14 protein-coding genes and 3 pseudogenes are annotated in these 16,918 nt (G+C 62.8%); 9 read left to right on the top strand and 8 right to left on the bottom strand.

Annotation, left to right across the window (positions count from 1 at the left end; translation table 11 throughout):
* Positions 1-6: 6 nt before the first annotated feature.
* Positions 7-2,024 (bottom strand): annotated as a pseudogene (locus ACQVLG_RS23560) (c-type cytochrome).
* A gap of 177 nt (positions 2,025-2,201) precedes the next feature.
* Positions 2,202-3,124: pseudogene (locus ACQVLG_RS23565) on the bottom strand (LysR family transcriptional regulator).
* 101 nt (positions 3,125-3,225) lie between these two features.
* Here ACQVLG_RS23565 and ACQVLG_RS23570 point away from each other — a divergent pair.
* Both ACQVLG_RS23570 and ACQVLG_RS23575 read left to right on the top strand, forming a co-directional pair.
* Positions 3,226-3,912: an amidase family protein gene (locus ACQVLG_RS23570; RefSeq protein ID WP_474291226.1), complete on the top strand. Its 687-nt coding sequence runs from the start codon at positions 3,226-3,228 to the stop codon at positions 3,910-3,912.
* Positions 3,912-4,667 carry an amidase gene (locus tag ACQVLG_RS23575; RefSeq protein WP_474291227.1) on the top strand — a complete coding sequence of 252 codons (756 nt, stop codon included), beginning with the start codon at positions 3,912-3,914 and terminating at the stop codon, positions 4,665-4,667. Before ACQVLG_RS23570 ends, ACQVLG_RS23575 begins: the two co-directional genes overlap by 1 nt.
* Positions 4,668-4,676: 9 nt before the next feature.
* Here ACQVLG_RS23575 and ACQVLG_RS23580 read toward each other — a convergent pair whose 3' ends face one another.
* Positions 4,677-5,099 (bottom strand): DUF2061 domain-containing protein, encoded by a 423-nt coding sequence (locus tag ACQVLG_RS23580; protein WP_474291228.1) that lies wholly within the window; start codon positions 5,097-5,099, stop codon positions 4,677-4,679.
* A 103-nt stretch (positions 5,100-5,202) separates the two neighbouring features.
* Complete coding sequence (locus ACQVLG_RS23585) at positions 5,203-5,646, bottom strand: nuclear transport factor 2 family protein (RefSeq protein WP_474291229.1); 444 nt, start codon at positions 5,644-5,646, stop codon at positions 5,203-5,205.
* Positions 5,647-5,738: 92 nt separating this feature from the next.
* Between ACQVLG_RS23585 and ACQVLG_RS23590 the strand changes: the two genes are divergently transcribed.
* Together ACQVLG_RS23590 and ACQVLG_RS23595 are read left to right on the top strand one after the other, a co-directional pair.
* Positions 5,739-5,933 carry a TetR/AcrR family transcriptional regulator gene (locus tag ACQVLG_RS23590; protein ID WP_474291230.1) on the top strand — a complete coding sequence of 65 codons (195 nt, stop codon included), beginning with the start codon at positions 5,739-5,741 and terminating at the stop codon, positions 5,931-5,933.
* Positions 5,894-6,322 (top strand): hypothetical protein, encoded by a 429-nt coding sequence (locus tag ACQVLG_RS23595; RefSeq protein ID WP_474291231.1) that lies wholly within the window; start codon positions 5,894-5,896, stop codon positions 6,320-6,322. Before ACQVLG_RS23590 ends, ACQVLG_RS23595 begins: the two co-directional genes overlap by 40 nt.
* Positions 6,323-6,358: 36 nt before the next feature.
* Here ACQVLG_RS23595 and ACQVLG_RS23600 read toward each other — a convergent pair whose 3' ends face one another.
* Positions 6,359-7,741, bottom strand: a complete 1,383-nt coding sequence (locus tag ACQVLG_RS23600; protein ID WP_474291233.1) for a chitinase — start codon at positions 7,739-7,741, stop codon at positions 6,359-6,361.
* A 272-nt stretch (positions 7,742-8,013) separates the two neighbouring features.
* Positions 8,014-9,591 carry a PA domain-containing protein gene (locus ACQVLG_RS23605; protein WP_474291234.1) on the bottom strand — a complete coding sequence of 526 codons (1,578 nt, stop codon included), beginning with the start codon at positions 9,589-9,591 and terminating at the stop codon, positions 8,014-8,016.
* A gap of 774 nt (positions 9,592-10,365) precedes the next feature.
* Here ACQVLG_RS23605 and ACQVLG_RS23610 point away from each other — a divergent pair.
* Positions 10,366-10,665: a hypothetical protein gene (locus ACQVLG_RS23610; protein WP_474291235.1), complete on the top strand. Its 300-nt coding sequence runs from the start codon at positions 10,366-10,368 to the stop codon at positions 10,663-10,665.
* A 27-nt stretch (positions 10,666-10,692) separates the two neighbouring features.
* Here ACQVLG_RS23610 and ACQVLG_RS23615 read toward each other — a convergent pair whose 3' ends face one another.
* The gene (locus ACQVLG_RS23615; RefSeq protein WP_251348731.1) at positions 10,693-11,082 is read right to left on the bottom strand and encodes a DUF6232 family protein; all 390 of its coding nucleotides are present in this window, start codon (positions 11,080-11,082) and stop codon (positions 10,693-10,695) included.
* A gap of 302 nt (positions 11,083-11,384) precedes the next feature.
* Here ACQVLG_RS23615 and ACQVLG_RS23620 point away from each other — a divergent pair.
* Both ACQVLG_RS23620 and ACQVLG_RS23625 read left to right on the top strand, forming a co-directional pair.
* Positions 11,385-11,480: pseudogene (locus tag ACQVLG_RS23620) on the top strand (IS5/IS1182 family transposase); the annotation flags it as partial.
* A gap of 311 nt (positions 11,481-11,791) precedes the next feature.
* Complete coding sequence (locus ACQVLG_RS23625) at positions 11,792-13,951, top strand: TonB-dependent receptor (protein WP_474291236.1); 2,160 nt, start codon at positions 11,792-11,794, stop codon at positions 13,949-13,951.
* A 30-nt stretch (positions 13,952-13,981) separates the two neighbouring features.
* On the opposite strand, the gene ACQVLG_RS23630 is transcribed toward ACQVLG_RS23625, so the two are convergent.
* Positions 13,982-14,395, bottom strand: a complete 414-nt coding sequence (locus ACQVLG_RS23630; RefSeq protein WP_474291237.1) for a MerR family transcriptional regulator — start codon at positions 14,393-14,395, stop codon at positions 13,982-13,984.
* Positions 14,396-14,620: 225 nt separating this feature from the next.
* Here ACQVLG_RS23630 and ACQVLG_RS23635 point away from each other — a divergent pair, with 225 nt between their 5' ends.
* Together ACQVLG_RS23635 and ACQVLG_RS23640 are read left to right on the top strand one after the other, a co-directional pair.
* Positions 14,621-15,871: an NADH:flavin oxidoreductase/NADH oxidase family protein gene (locus tag ACQVLG_RS23635; protein ID WP_474291238.1), complete on the top strand. Its 1,251-nt coding sequence runs from the start codon at positions 14,621-14,623 to the stop codon at positions 15,869-15,871.
* 28 nt (positions 15,872-15,899) lie between these two features.
* Positions 15,900-16,889 carry an acetoacetate decarboxylase (ADC) gene (locus ACQVLG_RS23640; protein WP_474291239.1) on the top strand — a complete coding sequence of 330 codons (990 nt, stop codon included), beginning with the start codon at positions 15,900-15,902 and terminating at the stop codon, positions 16,887-16,889.
* The last annotated feature ends 29 nt before the right edge of the window (positions 16,890-16,918 follow it).

Raw genomic sequence — 16,918 nt, forward strand, 5'->3', positions numbered from 1 at the left:
CACGCCTCAGTAGCGCGCATCCTTGGGCTTGCCGCCCTTGGGCCAATCCTTGACCTTGTCGGGGAAGTCCGGACGGGGCATGTGGGTAAAATATTCGGCCACGTCGACGGCGTCCTGGTCGGACAGGTTGCCTTGTCCCAGCGGGAATTTCTGGCCGTGGCCCATCACCATGTTCGCCTTGACGAAGCCGGCCGCCGTGTAGGTGCGGGCCATGCCGGCGCCGATATTGAACGAGCGCTCGCCCCACAGCGGCGGGAAGGCGACGACACCATTGGCGCCACGGATGCCTTCGCCATTCGCGCCATGGCAGACGGCGCATTGCTCGGCGTACACTTTTTTGCCATGCACGGGATCGGGCAGCAGAGCCCGGTCGATCTTCGCCACGCCGCGTCCCGTCCCACCTTGTCGCCCGCCTGCGTGGCGCCCTTCATCCAGTCGATGTAGGCGACCATCGCCTGCAGGTCGGGGCCATCCACGGGCAGCGGCTTGCCGTGCATGGAGCGGCGGAAGCAGCCGTTGATGCGCTCTCCCAGGCTGATGACCTTGCCGGCGCGCGGCGCTTCCGACGGGAAGAAGGCGGAAATGCCGAGGAAGGGCGAACCGCCGGCCACCGTGCCGCCATTCAGGTGGCAGCTGCTGCAATTGAGGTCGTTGCCCACGTTTTGCGGCAGCCGGGCCCGCGTTTCCGTCATCAGCTGCATGCCGTGGATCAATTGACTGGCGTTCGGATCGGCCGTCAGGGCGGCGAAGCGGGGCGTGACGAAGCCGCCCGCGTCCGGCGCCTTGAGCTTGAGCTCCTTGCGCACCCTGGCGATCTGCGCGGGCGTCACGGGCGCGCCGTGGTTGCCCCACTTGCCGCGCACAAAGGTGAGGATTTCCGCCAGTTCCGTGTCGGCCAGGCGGTCATACGCTGGCATGCCGAAGGAGCGCGGCGAGTGCTGTGTGACGGCCGACTGCCAGCCCGTCAGGGCGATGTGGATGACGGAGGTGGCGTCTTTCGACTGCACCGAGTCGTTCTGCGCCAGCGGCGGGAAGATGTTGTCCACGCCACGGCCGTCGCGGCGGTGGCAGGTGGCGCAGAACTGCAGGTAGCCGAGGCCGCCCCGCGTGTTGTACAGCGCATCGTTGCTGGCCGCCAGGACGGGCGCCGTTTTCTTCGGCGGCGCGGCCACGCCATCCTTGGCGGGCAAGCCGTGCAGGTAGTGCGCCAGCGCGTCGAGGTCGGCATCCGTGAAGTATTGCGTGCTGTGCGTGATGACTTCCGTCATGCTGCCGGCCGCCGTGCCGAAGCTGTTGCGGCCCGTTTTCAGCAATTGCACGATGTCGCCCGGCGTCCACAGATTGCGCAGGTTCACCGCATGCCAGCCGTCAAACGTAAAACCGGACAGGTAGAGCTTGCCGCTGCCGCCGTCCTGGCCCATGGTTTTTTCTTGGAAAGCCACGCCGCGCGGCGTGTGGCAGGAGCCGCAATGGCCGAGCCCTTGCGCCAGGTAGCTGCCCCGGTTCCACTGGGCCGACTTGGCGCTGTCGGGCTTGAACGGCGCGTCGTCGAGGAAGACGGCATTCCACAGCGACAAGCCCCAGCGCATGCTGAACGGCCATTTCATGTCCGTTTCGCGGTTTTGCTGCGCCACGGGCGCCACGCCCCGCTGCAGGTAGGCGTACAGCGCCTGCATGTCGTCGGGCGTGATCTTCGCGTAGGAAGGGTAGGGCATGGCCGGATACAGGTTGTGGCCATCGGCCGCCACGCCCTTGCGCATGGCGCGGTCGAATTGCGCGAAGGTGTACGTGCCCAGGCCGGTCTTCGCGTCGGGCGTGATATTCGTGCTGTAGATGGTGCCGAACGGCGTTTTGAGTTCCAGGCCGCCGGCCATGGCGGCGCCGTTCGGACTCGTGTGGCAAGCCACGCAGTCGCCCAGGCGGGCGACGTATTCGCCGCGCTTGATCAGCTCGGCCGAGGCCGTGGGCATGTTGGCGGTCGCGGCGGTGGCGCCGGCACTGAAGGCCAGCATGCCCAGCAGCATTGCCGCCAGCCAGGCAGTGATCGAAAAGGAAGAAGCGGGAGGGCGGCGCGAACCGCGGTGCAGGATGGAAATGACGTTCATGGTGACCCTTTATTATTACGCGCAAGCTTACGCAGTCGTCACCACGGCGAACATTGGGAATTTCTTTCGAACAACTAGGTAATCTTCCCTAGTGTTTTACGCTTTAAAATCGTGTAAGGGCGCCTGCAAGCTGGCCAGGATGCGCTCGCGCAGCCAGCGGTGCGCCGGGTCCAGATGCATGCGCTCGTGCCAGACCATGGCCATTTCGTAGTCGGGCAGGGCGACGGGCGGCTCCCACGTGCGCAGCGCGCCCAGCGCATTCTTCAGCAGGCGCGACGCAGCAAGGCCACCATGTCGGACGCTTCCAGCAAAGGCGGCACGATCAGGAAATGCGGCACGGACAGCACCACCTTGCGCGTGCGCCCCAGCTTTTCCAGTGCCGTATCGACGTTGCTGCGGAAGCCGCCGCCGTTGGGCGAGACGACGATGAATTCCAGTGCGCAGAACTGGTCGAGGTCGGGCGGCGATTGCAGCAGCGGGTGGCCGTGGCGGCCCGCCAGCACGTAGTGCTCGGTAAACAAGGTGCGGTGGCGCAAGCCGGGCGGCGCTTCTTCCTGCGCCAGGAAACCCAGGTCGACCTGGCCCATTTCCAGGTTATGCGCCATGCGCGCCGGCACGGCTTCGAACACGGCCATGCGCGACAACGGCGCTTGCGCGCGCAGGGCGGGCAGCATGGGCAGCAGGATCGCATACTCGGCGGCGTCGGCCGCAGCCAGGTTCCAGCGCACCTGGGCCGTGGCCGGATCGAAGGCCACTTCCGGCTGCAAGACTTGCTCCAGCTGAGCCAGCACGGCTTGCAACGGTGCCAGCAGGGCCAGCGCCCGCGCCGTGGGCAGCATGCCGCGCGGGCCGGGCAACAATAGCGGATCGTCGAAGGCCGCGCGCAGCTTGCCCAGCTGCACGCTGACGGAAGGCTGGCTCAGGTGCAGCCGCGCGGCCGCCCGCGTGACGTTGCGTTCGATCAACAGGGCATTCAGTGTCAGCAGCAGATTCAGGTCCAGCTTGCGTAAATTGTCCATGACTATACCTTGTATATCAACTATTCATTTCCGCTATGATAGCGCAAGCCCTACAGTTGTTCCTGTGACTTCTATTCTTCACCTTTTACAGGAACTAACTGATGCAACTCCATGAATATACAAGCTTTGATGGCTTAGGATTGGCCCAGCTGCTGCGCGAGGGCGCCGTTTCCGCTACCGAATTGCAGGACGCGGCTCAGCGCGCCTGCGCCGCCGTCAACCCGCAGATCAATGCCGTGGTCGAGCTGTGGCCGGCCGATTTGACTGCCATCGACCACGCGGCACCATTCGCCGGCGTGCCATTCCTGATCAAGGATGTGGCCGTCACGATGGCGGGCCGGCGCAGCGAAGCGGGCAGCCGCCTGGGCGCCGGCCATGTCGCCCCGTTTGATTCGCACCTGATGACGCAGTTCCGCGCAGCCGGCCTGGCGACGTTCGGCCGCACCAGCACGCCGGAAATGGCGTTTGCCACCACCACCGAACCGTTCTTATATGGCGCCACGCGCAATCCCTGGAACGTCAACCTGAGCGCGGGCGGCTCCAGCGGCGGCGCGGCGGCGGCCGTGGCGGCCGGCATCGTGCCGCTGGCCCATGCGACGGATGCGGCCGGCTCCATCCGCGTGCCGGCCGCCTCGACGGGCCTGTTCGGCCTGAAACCGAGCCGTGGCCGGGTGTCGAACGGCCCCGCCATGGACGAAATCTTCAGCGGCCTGGGCGTGCAGCTGGGCGTGAGCCGCAGCGTGCGCGACAGCGCCGCCTTGCTCGACTCGACTGCGTGCAGGGAATAATGCCGGGCGAACCCTATGTGACCTCTGCGCCCGGCCACAGCTGGCTGTCGCAGGTCAGCCAGGAACCGGGACGGCTGCGCATCGCCGTGCAGCGCGTGGCCAGCAATGGCGCCCAACCCGTGCCTGCCGTCGATGCCGCGCTGCAAGACACCGTGCGCCTGCTGGAAGGCCTGGGCCACCATGTGGAAGAAGTGGCGCCCGCGCTGGGCGTGTCGTGGCAAGCATTTGTCCACGCCAATGCCGGCATCTGGTGCGCCAATCTGGTGCCGTGGATAGCCGGCCTGGCGCAGGAAAGCGGGCGCGCCGTGTCGCCCGATACGCTGGAACCGGCGACCCTGGCCTGCTACCGGTACGGGCAGACGGTGTCGGCCGTCGATTTCGTGGCCGCGCTCGATGTGCGCAACACGGTCACGCGCCAGGCCGGCGCCCTGTTCGGCCGGTACGACGTGCTGCTCACGCCCACCATGCCGGATGTGCCGTGGCCGCTGGGGCGCTATGGAGAACAGCAGGAACAGCTCGATGGGTTGGGCTGGACGGCGCGCCTGTTCGAGCATTCGCCGTACACGCCGCTGGCCAACGTGGCGGGCTTGCCGGCCATGTCCGTGCCGCTGGGCATGTCCAATGATGGCTTGCCGATCGGCATGCAGTTCATGGCCGGGTATGCAAACGATGGAACCTTGCTGCGCCTGGCCGGCCAGCTGGAGCGGGCGGCGCCGTGGGGGCAAAGGCGGCCGCCTGTGTGGGCGGGTAATTAAGAAGGGCGATTACAGCGCCGCGAGCCGCGCCGCGCCCCGGCCTTCCATGCGGAAACGAAATCGTTCCCACAGCCGGTCATGGAAGGGCAGCACGATCACGTTGCAGATCGGCTCGACCACGGCCAGCAGGCCGCCGAAAGCCAAGGAACTCGTGGCCCAGTACATGACGCCGAAGGCCACGCCCATGTGCATGGCCGTCTGGCTCAGTTTTTCGCCAGCCAGGGCGGCAAAGCCCAGGCGGCTGGCCGCATAGCGGCGGCGGATCGCGTGCCAGGCTTTTTCATGCATGGGCAGCAAGCCCACGTTGATGACGGGTTCGATGATCGCGGCCAGGCCACCGAGTGCCAGCGAGCCCGTCAGCAAATAGGCGAGGCCGAAGGCGATCGACATGTGCGTGCAAACCTGGCTGAATGTTTTGATGGCGGTGAACAAGGGATGCTCCTTTCTGTTGAATTCGCTTATCCTTGATTTAGATAGTAACGATTCTCATTTACAAAAGGAAGCAAAATATTTCAACCGCATCCATAGTTTAAAACTATAAGAAAGGGAGATTCATTTGCAATGATGAAAGCGCCCGTTCAGGCAACCGCCGTCGCCTGCGACCAGACGGCTTGCCAGCGCCCATCGCGCCATTCGTAGCTATCCATATGCCAGTAGCGGGCGCGCGGCACGGCGTGTCCGCCGAAGACGATTTCCAGCTGCGCCTGGTAACGCAGACGGCGGCCGTGCCGTACAGGCGCACGCTGATCGCTTCCGGTTCCCAGCTCAGATAGCGCATGTGGCCGGAGGCGATGGCGCCCAGGTAGTGTTCCCGCGACAGCATGCTGCCGATGGGCGTGATCAGCTGGAAGTCGTCGGCGTGCAGGGCGCGCGCCGCTTCCGTATCGGCGGCCACGAGGGCGCGCAAACGGCAGCGTTCCGTGTGGCGCAGCAGGTCCATCTGTTGTTCTTCAGTCGGTGCGGCATTGAATTCTTGCATGGCAGTCCTGTTCGGGTAGGTGATTGACACTTTGACGGTTTTTGTCCAAAAGTCATGTTGACACTATATGACCATAGTGTCAACATGGCCGCATGACAACCGATACCCCTAAAAGCCAGCAGATCCTCGATGCGGCGCTGGCCGTGTTTTGCCGCTACGGCTACCGCAAGACGTCCATGCTCGATATCGCGCAGGCGGCCGGCATGTCGCGCGCCGCGCTGTATTTGCACTTCAAGAAAAGGAAGACGTGTTCCGCGCCGGCTCCGAACGGGCCCATGCGACCGTGATGGCGCACGTGGTGGCGGCACTGGCCGAGCCCCGTCCCGTTCTTGCGCGCATCGAAACGGCGCTGCTGGCATTCCAGCAAGGCTTGATGGCGGAAATTTCGGCCAGTGCCCACGGACAGGAGTTGTTCGACGCCAACATGACCCTGGCCGCCGGCATCACCTTGACGGCGCGGGCAACCTTGGTGGCGTCGCTGGCCGGCGCGCTGGAACAGGCCGAAGCGGCGGGCGATATCGCGCTGCGCCGGGTGGACGCGACTGCCGCGCAAGTGGCCGCCTTGCTGGTGGCCGCCATGGATGGCATCAAGCACACGCAAGGGGGAGGGGAGGCGTTGCGCCAGTGCATTGCGCTGCAGATGCGCGTGCTGGGCGCGGCGCTGCTGCGCATGTGAGCGGCAAAGCCCGCATGCGCAGTCGGGCAATGCCGCTTACGGCAAGGTTTTCAGGACATTCTTCGTCGGCACGGAGAAGTTATAGCCGTCGTGGCGGTCCCAGTTGATCGACCACGTCATCACGCCGCGGAAGTCCGGATACGCCTGCAACGGCTTGATGGTGCCGCAGTTGAGCAGGCGCGTCAGGCAATTCAGGGCATTGCTGACGTCGGCATTCGTCGTGAAGCCGGAGCCGGCCGAGCTGCGTCCCGACGGCACGCCGAAGCCCACCTGGTCCGGACGCAAGCCGGCGAAGGTATTGCCGCCATAGTTAAAACCCTCGATCAGCATGCGCGCCGTGGCCACCAGCTGGTCGGCCGAACCCGCCTTGATGGCGCCCGTGGCGTACGGCGTGTAGATGTCGCCATTGTTGTAGTACTGCGGGTGCAGCACCGTCAGCTCGCTGCGCAAGGCATTGATGATGGGAATGTAGGCGCCCCAGATGCTGCCGTAGCTCGTGTAGCCCCCCTCCACGTACACCCATTCCGGCGCCATCGACAAATAAAAGCTGCTGCCGACCTTGGTTTTCAGGTTTTTCACGGCGATCGGCAGATAGGTCTGGATGGCCGCGCCTTGCGCCACGCCGTTTTCCAGGTCCAGGTCGATGCCGTCAAAACCGTATTTGGTGATGATGGCGTACAGGCTGTTGGTGAAATTCGTTGCTTCGGCCGTGTTGCCGACGGAAACGGAACCGTTTTGCCCGCCCAGCGACAGGATGACTTTCTTTCCCTTGGCCCGCTTGGCCGCCACGTCGGCGATGAATTGCGCTTCCGTGCCCGCGCCCGGATCGATGGTCAGGCTGACATTGCCGCCGCCCGCGTTGTCGCCGAACGAGACGACGATCACGTCCCAGTCGTCGCTGACCTGGCTGATCGGATACGTGGCGCCGCTGGGGTTGGTGAAGTTGTGCCAGTAGCCGATCAGCGCGTGCTTCGCCAGGCCGGTGGGCGTCGGCGTCGGTGTTGGCGTCGGCGTCGGGGTAGGAGTTGGCGTGGGTGTCGGAGTTGGTGTGGGTGTCGGAGTTGGTGTCGGTGTCGGCGTAGGAGTCGGCGTAGGAGTCGGCGTAGGCGTTGGGGTGGGAGTCGGTGTCGGTGTGCCGCAGTCTCCCACCACCGTCCATGGCTGGCCGCTGCCGGCGCCGCCGCTGCTGGTCGATGGGTTATTGCCTTGCGTCCACCAGTTGGCCGTGTAATTGACGTTGTTGTAGCTGGCCTTGCCGCCGCCGTTGTAGGCTGTGCCGCTGTTCCATGGCGTGTAGCAGGCCACCGCTTCGGCGGCGCCGGCCAGCAGCTGGCTCGCGCCCCCGCTGGATCCGTCGCCGCTGCCGCCGCCGCAAGCGGCCAGGGTGCCGCCGAAGAGGGTAAGGATGAGGGTATTCATGACTGTCCGGTTCATTGCATCTCCTTGTGTATTTTTTCATGGCCGAGCCGGTTTATCACCGTCCGATTTTTCAGAGTGCAAGCATTGCAAGTGGTAGTCAACTGGTTTTATTCTTTGCGCAAGATCACAATACCAGTCGAAGTCTTTCCCCATAGGATGGGCGATGCGGGCCATACCAGTGCCTGTTTTCGAGTGCGCTGGTATGGTGTACGCAAGTGCGCCGGGAGCAGGGCGGGGAAGGGAGGAGGACGCCGGGCAAGCTCTTGCGGCTGCTACGGCGCTGTTTCCTTGCGTAAATCGGCATACGGCACGCGCGACAGGTCCAGCAGCATCTGCGTCAAGGCCACGGTTTCGCGCTGCATCAGCCGGTAATCCGTCTGGGTCACCGTGCCGATGCCATAGCTGAACTGGTAGGTCGGCGCCTTGACGTAACTCATCATAGGTATGCCTTGCGCAGCCCGCAACGTCCGGCCTGCATCGAGCCAGGCGGCACCCTTCGCACAGCCATCGCCGCCGGCATTGGCTGGCGGCAGCACGAACGCGGGTGCCACATTGGCGCGCCTGAGCATGGCGGATGCTGCATCCATCAGGGCCGGTGTGCGCGGCGAAAACAGGGCGGCCGGCTCGGACCTGCCCGTGAGATGCAGGTAGCCGTCGCTGTCGGGCAGCACTTCCATCGCCCCCAGTTGCCCGATGGTGAGCATCGCGGCCATGCGCTGCGTCAAGCCGTCGTCCTTGTGCCGGTCCATGAACTGCCCGATGCCCGCGCCGCCCGCGAGATGACCGCCCGTCAGCAGCAGCATGACGCTGCGCGGCAAGCTGTCCTGCGGCAGGCGCGTCAGGTACTGGGCCATGTCGACGATGGCGTTCGGCCCATTGGTTTCCAGCCCGTTCGTGCCATCCGTATAGCTGTTGAGTACCATCAATTCCTCGGACTTGCCGGGGATGATGCCGATCAAATTGCGCGTCTGCACCTGCCGCACGGTGGCCGCCATGGTCAGCCGCAGGACAGGCGCCGTGCCCGCCAGCACGCGGTCGCGCAGGCGCTGACCACGGCCACGGTCGATAAACACGCCCGGCAGCTGGCGCACCACGCCGTCACACGGCGCATACAGGCCGTCCGCCGACAGGGAAGGCGTATCCAGAATCACGATCACGCCCGCCGCGCCGGCCGCCTGCAGGCTGTCCAGCAGCGAAATGAACGGCCCCAGCATCTGGAACGGGCGCGCATATGGCGTGTCCGGCTCCATGACATGCTCCGGGTCGTGGACGTGCATGGCCGCCTGGTGGAAAACCTGGCCCGTCCACGCCGCTTTGGGCATCTCGACGAGCACCAGCTTGCCCGCCAGGCTGGCATCCGGCTTGCTATCTGGCGCCAGGTAGACGATGCGTCCCGCAATGCCGGACGGCGGCGTGACGCCCGAATACGGAATGTAGCCAGCCGAAGGCAGCACGCCGGGCCGCTCGCCATCGAGCACTTCCAGGCCCCAGTGTTCCGCCTCCACCGACCATTGCCGCAAGTTCACCGGTTCAAAGCGCAGTTGTTTGACACCGGCGCGCAGCAGACGTTCATGCAGCGCGTCGATATAGGCTTCATGCCGGGGCGATCCCGTGGCGCGCAAGTTGCGCTCGTCGAGGTCGTATTGCCAGTCCACCAGCTGTTTCCTGGACAGCAATTGCGCGGCGTCGACCGTCACGGCAGCCGATGCAGGCAGGGCGCGCGCAGGCCATGGACCAGGCTTGCTGGCACAGGCGGACAAAGCTGCCGTGACAGCCAGCGCGGCGCCCACGCGCAGCAGACAGCGTGAAAGTTGGCAGGACGACAGCAAGGCGCGACGTGCCTGCGCCACGGAAATATCTTGAGACTTTACTTTCGTATTTACCTGTAAAAACTTGATTTCATTGTCATGTTTAGTTGCGAAAGTCATCGAGGAAGTCAAGGCATGCCCGGCAGAGAGATAAGGCGGGCAATCTTACACGAGCAAGTCCCGGCACGCAGATTCTGCTGGAGCCGCAAACATTGCGCTGTGCCGTCGACGCACCGCATCCGCCGTGCCATGCCTGGCCGAGTCCATCGACATGATCCACATGGACAGGCTGGCCACGGCGCCATCCAAATACGCCGGCGCACGGCAGCCGTGGCAGATCGCGGCCGAAGTTGCGCGGCCACACAAACACGCCAGACCTGCGGCCAGGCACGACGCAAACCAGCGCTGCAACCTGGCAGGCCAGCGCGCAGACAGAACCGGCGGCATTACACCGGTAGACGGGTGCGAAGCGCGCGGCAGCACACGCCAGGAATCCTGCACGCCAGCCGGGAGCTGGCCAGCGTATCGAAGCGCAAAGGGACTGCGCGAAACCATGGGAAAAAAGTCCCGGCGCCAGGGGATGCGCAAAGGGCTAAAATCGCATTTGCGATTGTACAAGTTGCAAAAAGGGGCATTTGACGAATTCGTCCATAACTTCGCATAATTTATATTATGTAAAATAACTAAAAGAGTGCAGAATCAAAGCAGTACATGCAGTTCCTCGAAAAAGTCTAGCTTTTTACGAAATTATGTAAAACGCCAAACACCCCTCTATTCCCCGCATTGCAGCCCCGAGGCGCCGGGGATTATATCCGAATGAAAAAGACAACAACCCGCCGCAAGCCGAAGCCGCCAGCAGCTTATTTTTCCTACCAGCTACGCCAGCCAGCAATCGACCTCTTCGGAGAGATTGTCGTCATTGAGGACGATTTGTATGACTGGGTGGCATCCGTCGCGCCGCTACACCTCAGCCCACGAGCCTTCGCCAACTACGTGCGCGGCTACGATGTGGCCGCCAAGGTGCGCCATGCGAAGTTGCATGGCCTGTTCGACGCAATCAAGGATCGCCCGTCCCGCCCATGGCATGCCCGCCTGGCCATGCACGCCATCATGTAAAAAGGCCCGCGATCTGCGGGCCCTTTTCTATGCTCGACGGACAATAGCTTGATTTATCGCTTCGACCACCTCGCTCACGAACGGCTTTACCTTGCTTTTCAAGGCCCGATGCTCCCCGGACGCGCTGGCAAGCGTGACCGTATAGTGCGTTCGTTGAAAGCACATCCAAATTAGCCCTGGAAGCAAGATAATGGCCCAGTGCCAGATAGACAGAGTTGCCAAGTTCTTGCCACTTGTGAGCGCCAATAATTCAAAAATTATGAGCGCCGCTGGCAATATCCTATTCGGCTTTTTCACCTCAAGCTTGACCGATGTAATGCCACTTATTGCATGCGTTTCGCCATCGACCATGAAACGGGCATTTGTGACGGTTACCCTGTCATTCGTGTAATACGTGGTTTCTGCTGCGCCGCTCATTGTTTCCCCTAAGAAATGAGATTCAATGTTAGCAAGAATTCTCGATTCGACCTAGCTCTTGTACGCCATCGGATAACGATCGTTCAGCACGTTGGCCGCCTTGTGCTGCTGGTACATGAAGTACGCGGCCACGGCGGCGGACAGGATCAGCATGTGTTTCTGGCTTAGCCCGCATCCTACGAGGTAATTCAGGACGTTACCAGACACCGAGGCCATGCGGCTACTTCCTGGCAGAACCAGAACCGAGTCGCGTTCCGTCAGGCGCGCTTGTGTAAAACCGATAGGATCACCATCGACCAGGACTGGTACGTGACTATGAACAGCGCATTGACGTGTCAGAGAACATGATTTACATGGCCATGGGCTCGTTGCTTTTCCGTCGACTAAATTTTCTTTAGGTTATTAAACCGTCTCTCGGCTAATTGCATGCAACTCGGACCATTCATGCCTCGGGGGTAACACCGTTGAGTGTGGCGGGACCGATCAGCGTGTAGCGATCTCTGCTTGTAAAATCACCTGGCGATATCTTTAAGGTTGAACGACAGCGGCGCCACAAATGATGCCCCGGAGAAAACCAAACAATCCCCCACGGCAGCCCAAGCCATCGGCACGCCGGCGTGTCATTTGGTAAAATACAAAACGTAATGATTCTCATTTATAGTATAGTGCGCACAGTTTTTCTTCTTATAACCTTGCGCCCATGCCATCGATGCCGACCTTACGCCCCGCTCCAGCCTTTGCCCACCATCCCCTCGCCGCCCGCCTGATCCTTGCCGGCCTGCTGCTTGCCAGCGTCCCTCCGTGCGCGCTGGCGCAAACGCTTGCCGGCACGCCGAACGCGCTGGCCACCGTGGTCGTCACGGGCCAGGCCGAGGCCAATGCGGGCGGACAGATCGCCAAGAGCGCGCGGGCCGGCATGCTGGGCGAAAAGGACTTGCTTGATACGCCCTTCAGCGTCAACAGCTACACCAGCCAGCGCATGCTGGACCAGCAGGCGCTGACCCTGGCCGAGGTGCTGGGCGGCGACCCGTCCACGCGCTTCACGGGCCAGATCGGCGGCGTCACGGATTCCTTCTTCATCCGCGGCTTTCCCCTGAACGAAGGCAATTTGAGCGAAGTGGCGTTCGACGGCGTGTATGGCGTGTCGCCCAATTACCATCTATTTACGGAATACCTGCAAAGCGTCGAGGTGCTCAAGGGGCCGGCTGCCTTGCTCTACGGCATGTCGCCGAATGGCGGCGTGGGCGGCGTCGTCAACGCCGTGCCGAAACGTTCGCTGCCGCGCGACCTGACGCGATTGACCTTCGATTACGGTTCCAGCGCGCAGCTGGGCGCCGGCATCGACGTCAGCCGCCGCTTCGGCGAGGAGCGGCGCTTCGGCATCCGCTTCAACGGCTTGCACCGCCAGGGCAAGACGCCGCTCGACCACCAAAGCTCGCGCGCGGAAGTGGCGGCCGTCGCGCTCGATTACCAGGGCCAGCGGCTGCGCGCCTCGCTTGACGTGATCGAGCAATACCAGTGGATCGACGCACCCACGCGCCCCTTCCTGGTTAGCGCGCGCCTGCCCGTGCCGGCAGCGCCCGATGGCCGGCGCAATATCGCCCAGTCCTGGGGCTGGTGGAAGTCCAACGACCTGGCCACCTTGGGCAAGGTCGAGTACGACCTGAACGACAACCTTGCCGTCTTCGCCGACGTGGGCGGCACGCGCTCCGACGTGTCGCGCTATTCGGACCAGACGCCGACCATCACCAGCGCGGCGGGCGACATGACGGTCACGCCCATGAACTGGAAATTCCGCGTGCGGCGCGCCAGCGGAGACACGGGCGTGCGCGCGCGCTTTCGCACGGGCGGCGTCGAGCATGCGCTGGTCGTGATGGGCAATGTCTACCGCGACGAATTTGGCAGCGTGAGCAATTCCGGCAAGCTCATCACCTCAAATATCTACCATCCCGTGGCCGTGGCCGACACCGGCGTTCCCGCGCCGGCCCGCGCGCCGAAGCTATCCGCCTCCACCCTTTCCAGCCTGGCCGTGGCCGACACGCTGGACATGCTGGACCGGCGCGTCCAGCTGACCCTGGGCGTGCGCCGCCAGCTGGTCGAATCGAAGAACTACCACGCCGCCAGCGGCGCCCTCACCACGCATTACAAGCAAGGTGCGCTGACGCCGCTGGCCGGCATCGTCGTCAAGCCGTTGCGCCACGTGTCGCTGTACGCGAACTATATCGAGGGCTTGAGCAAGGGCGATATCGCGCCGAACATCGCCGACAACGCGGGCCAGGTCTTCGCGCCCTACAAGAGCAAGCAGTATGAGGTGGGCACGAAGACCGATTTCGGCGTGGTGCTGGCGACCCTGGCCGTGTTCCAGGTGAGCAAACCCAGCGGCCAGCTGTATGGCAAGGTGTACAGCATGGATAGCGAACAGCGCAACCGGGGCCTGGAGCTGAACCTGTCCGGCGCCGCCAGCAAGGCCGTGCGCCTGCTTGCCGGCGTGACCCTGCTCGACGGACGGCTCGTCAAAACCAACAGCGCCGCCACCATGGGCAAGCGCCCCGTGGGCGTGCCGACGTCCATGGCCAACCTGGGCGGTGAATGGGATTTGCCGTACTGGCCGGGCCTGACGGCCACGGGCGCCGTCAGCTACACGAGTAAACAGTTTGTCGACCAGACGAATCTGCAATCGGTGCCGTCGTGGACCAAGGTGGACCTGGGCCTGCGCTACCGCACGGCCATCGCCGGCAAGGCGACGACCTTGCGCGGCGGGCTGATGAACGCATTCGACCGCCACTACTGGGCCGGCGTGGCTTCGTACGGCACGGTGTCGCAATCGGCGCCCCGCACGGTGCAACTGTCGGCCGCCGTGGATTTCTGACGCGGCGGGCAGCCTGGCCGGCCGCCGTCTTTAATTCTTGGCAACAATGCCCATGCTTTCCATGACCCTCGCCGCATTATCCTTGCAGTCGAGATCCTCGGGTTTGGCATCGATCAAATGAATCAGCGACAACAGATGCGCCTTGTTCTGCGCCAGGCGCACTTCCAGCGATTCGATATCGGCGATCTTCTTTTTCAGCGCCACCATCAGCTCATCATGTTTCCATGATGAAATATCCTCCGGCAAGACTTGCTTGATTTCGTCGAGCGTAAAGCCCGCCTGCTGGGCGTCGGTGATGATGGACAGTACCGCCACCGCTTCCAGCGGATAGTCGCGGTAGCCGTTCGATTGCCGGTCCACGGCTTTCAGCAAGCCCTTGGCTTCGTAGAAGCGTATCGTGGACGCCGCCAGGCCGCTGCGCTTGGCCAGTTCGCCTATTTTCATCGTTGTATTCCTGCTCATTTATCGTGGCTTGCCATCGCGGCCTGATCTATAGGCCGTGCATCACTATAAGCTTGAAGCCAGCTTGAATGTCAAGCGGCGGATGGCGGCATGTGCGCGAACCCGTGTCGCGAACGGGACACAGGCAAAAAAAAATCGCATTTCAGGGCTTGACCTTCAAGTTAGCTTAAAGCTTATCGTGAGCGTATCGCAACCCTGGAGATCAGCATGAAACCCTTTACCGCACTGACATTGCCCAATGGCGCAATCATACCAAACCGCCTTGCCAAGGCCGCCATGGAAGAAAACATGGCCGACAACGATCACGCGCCCTCAAAGGAACTGATCCGCCTGTACCAATCGTGGGCCGATGGCGGCGTTGGCCTGATGATCACTGGAAACGTGATGATCGACCGGCGCGCCATGACGGGACCGGGCGGCGTCGTGCTCGATTCCGGGCAATCTGGCGCCCGCTTCGAGCAGTGGTCGCGCACCGCCCGTTCACGCGGGGCGCACATCTGGATGCAGATCAACCACCCGGGACGCCAGATGCCGGCCGCCATGGGACAGGAAACCATGGCGCCATCGGCCGTGCCCATGGAGCTGGGCAATTTTTCCAAGCAGTTTGCCGCGCCACGCGAGATGACGGAAGCCGATATTGCCGATGTGAAACAACGCTTTGTCGCCAGCGCCCGGCTGGCGGAACGGTTCGGTTTTACGGGCGTGCAAATCCATGCGGCGCACGGCTACCTGCTCAGCCAGTTCCTCTCCCCTCTGACGAATAGACGCACGGACCGCTGGGGCGGCTCGCTCGAGAACCGGGCACGGCTGCTGGTCGACGTCGTCAACGGGGTGCGGCAGGCCGTGGGCAAGGGCTTTGCCGTCGCCGTCAAGCTCAACTCGGCGGATTTCCAGAAAGGCGGCTTCACGCAGGAGGACGCCAGGCAGGTGGTTTCCATGCTCAACAGCCTGGGCGTGGACCTGATTGAGTTGTCTGGCGGCAGCTATGAAGCCCCCGCCATGCACGGCCAGACCCGCGACGGCCGCACCCTGGCCCGCGAAGCGTATTTCCTGGAATTCGCCAAAGACATCGCCACCGTGGCCACGATGCCCCTCATGGTGACGGGCGGCATACGCCGCTACCAGGTGGTCGAGCAAGTGCTGGGCAGCGGCATTGCCATGGCGGGCATGGGGACGGCGCTGGCCATCGATCCGCAGCTGCCGAAAGCATGGCTTTCCGACCGGTCGGCCAGCCCCATGCTCAGGGCCATCACCTGGAAAAACAAGGTGCTGTCGTCGATCGGCTATATGGCGATGGTGAAGTATCAGCTGCGGCGTTTGAGCCAGGGCAAGCAAACCAGGCCCGATGTGGCCCCTGCCCCGGCGCTGCTGATGCAGCAACTGGAAACCAAAGTCAGGAATTGGCAGTATCGCCGCCGGATGAGCAGGCTGGCGCCCGGCGGCTTGTCGCTGAATTGATTCCAATCCAACACGAAAGGTGCAAGAAATGAACATGAAAATTGCCGTGGCTGTATCCGCATTGCTATGGAGTACCGCCGCAGCCCCGTCGTGGGCTGACAATCCTGCCGAAAACAAGCAAGTCGTCATTGATATCGCCGGCCATGACGTGCCGGTGGCGGCCGGCGGCCTGTACGACCGCTTTCGCTCGAATCCGCCGTTATCGGTGATTGCGGCGGAAGCGCCGGAGCTGGACCTGAGCTGGTTCAAGGGGATTCAAAAAGAAAAGGTCGCCATCGGCTTCGAATCGTATTCGCCGAATTTTTATTATAAAAACAGCAAAATCACGGCTGTCTTTACGGCAGACCTGGCGAGACTGAAGGAGCTGATGCCGGAAGAAATTTTGCGGGAAGTCCAGCCCCTGCAAGTGTGGCCGGGCCGGGGCGCGGTGGCGTTGACGGCCTACGCCTATGAATACTGTGACAACGACAGCTACAATGAAATTTCATTGGCGATCGTGACGACGAACAAGCCCGGCACCACCAGTTTCGGCCCTTTCACCTTGCTGGGGCAATCGCTGTCCAACGATTTCTGGGGCTATGTGCTTAAGCTGCCCGTGAACACGGAACTGGCCAGGGTGCGCGGCATCGTTGGCTACAATCTGCCCAAGTGGCTGACCGGTATCGAGCGCAAGGATACTGAAGGTCACGTTGCCTTCGAGGTCATGGACAGCGCAACGGGCAAGCTCGATTTTGTTTTTGCGGGCAAAAAACTGGGCGGCCTGTCGCACCAGGCCGAGCTGGTAACGAACAGCTTCACCAACAAGGATGGCGCCGGCAAGCTCACTTACGGCTATGCCGTTTCCCGCCAGCTCAGCCACGCATCGAGCACGAGCGCGGAAGCGGTCGACCTGAAACTGGGCGACGGCAGCTTTTCCAGCTATATCAAATCATTAAAGCTGGGGAAGCTGATGAAATATGAATACGTACCGGAATTTCAGGGCGCGCTGTATGCCCCGAAGCCACTCATGGGACATTAATCGGCCAAGAATCGGCTATTAATCGGCGA

It is taken from the genome of Janthinobacterium sp. TPC_1, assembly GCF_056037845.1.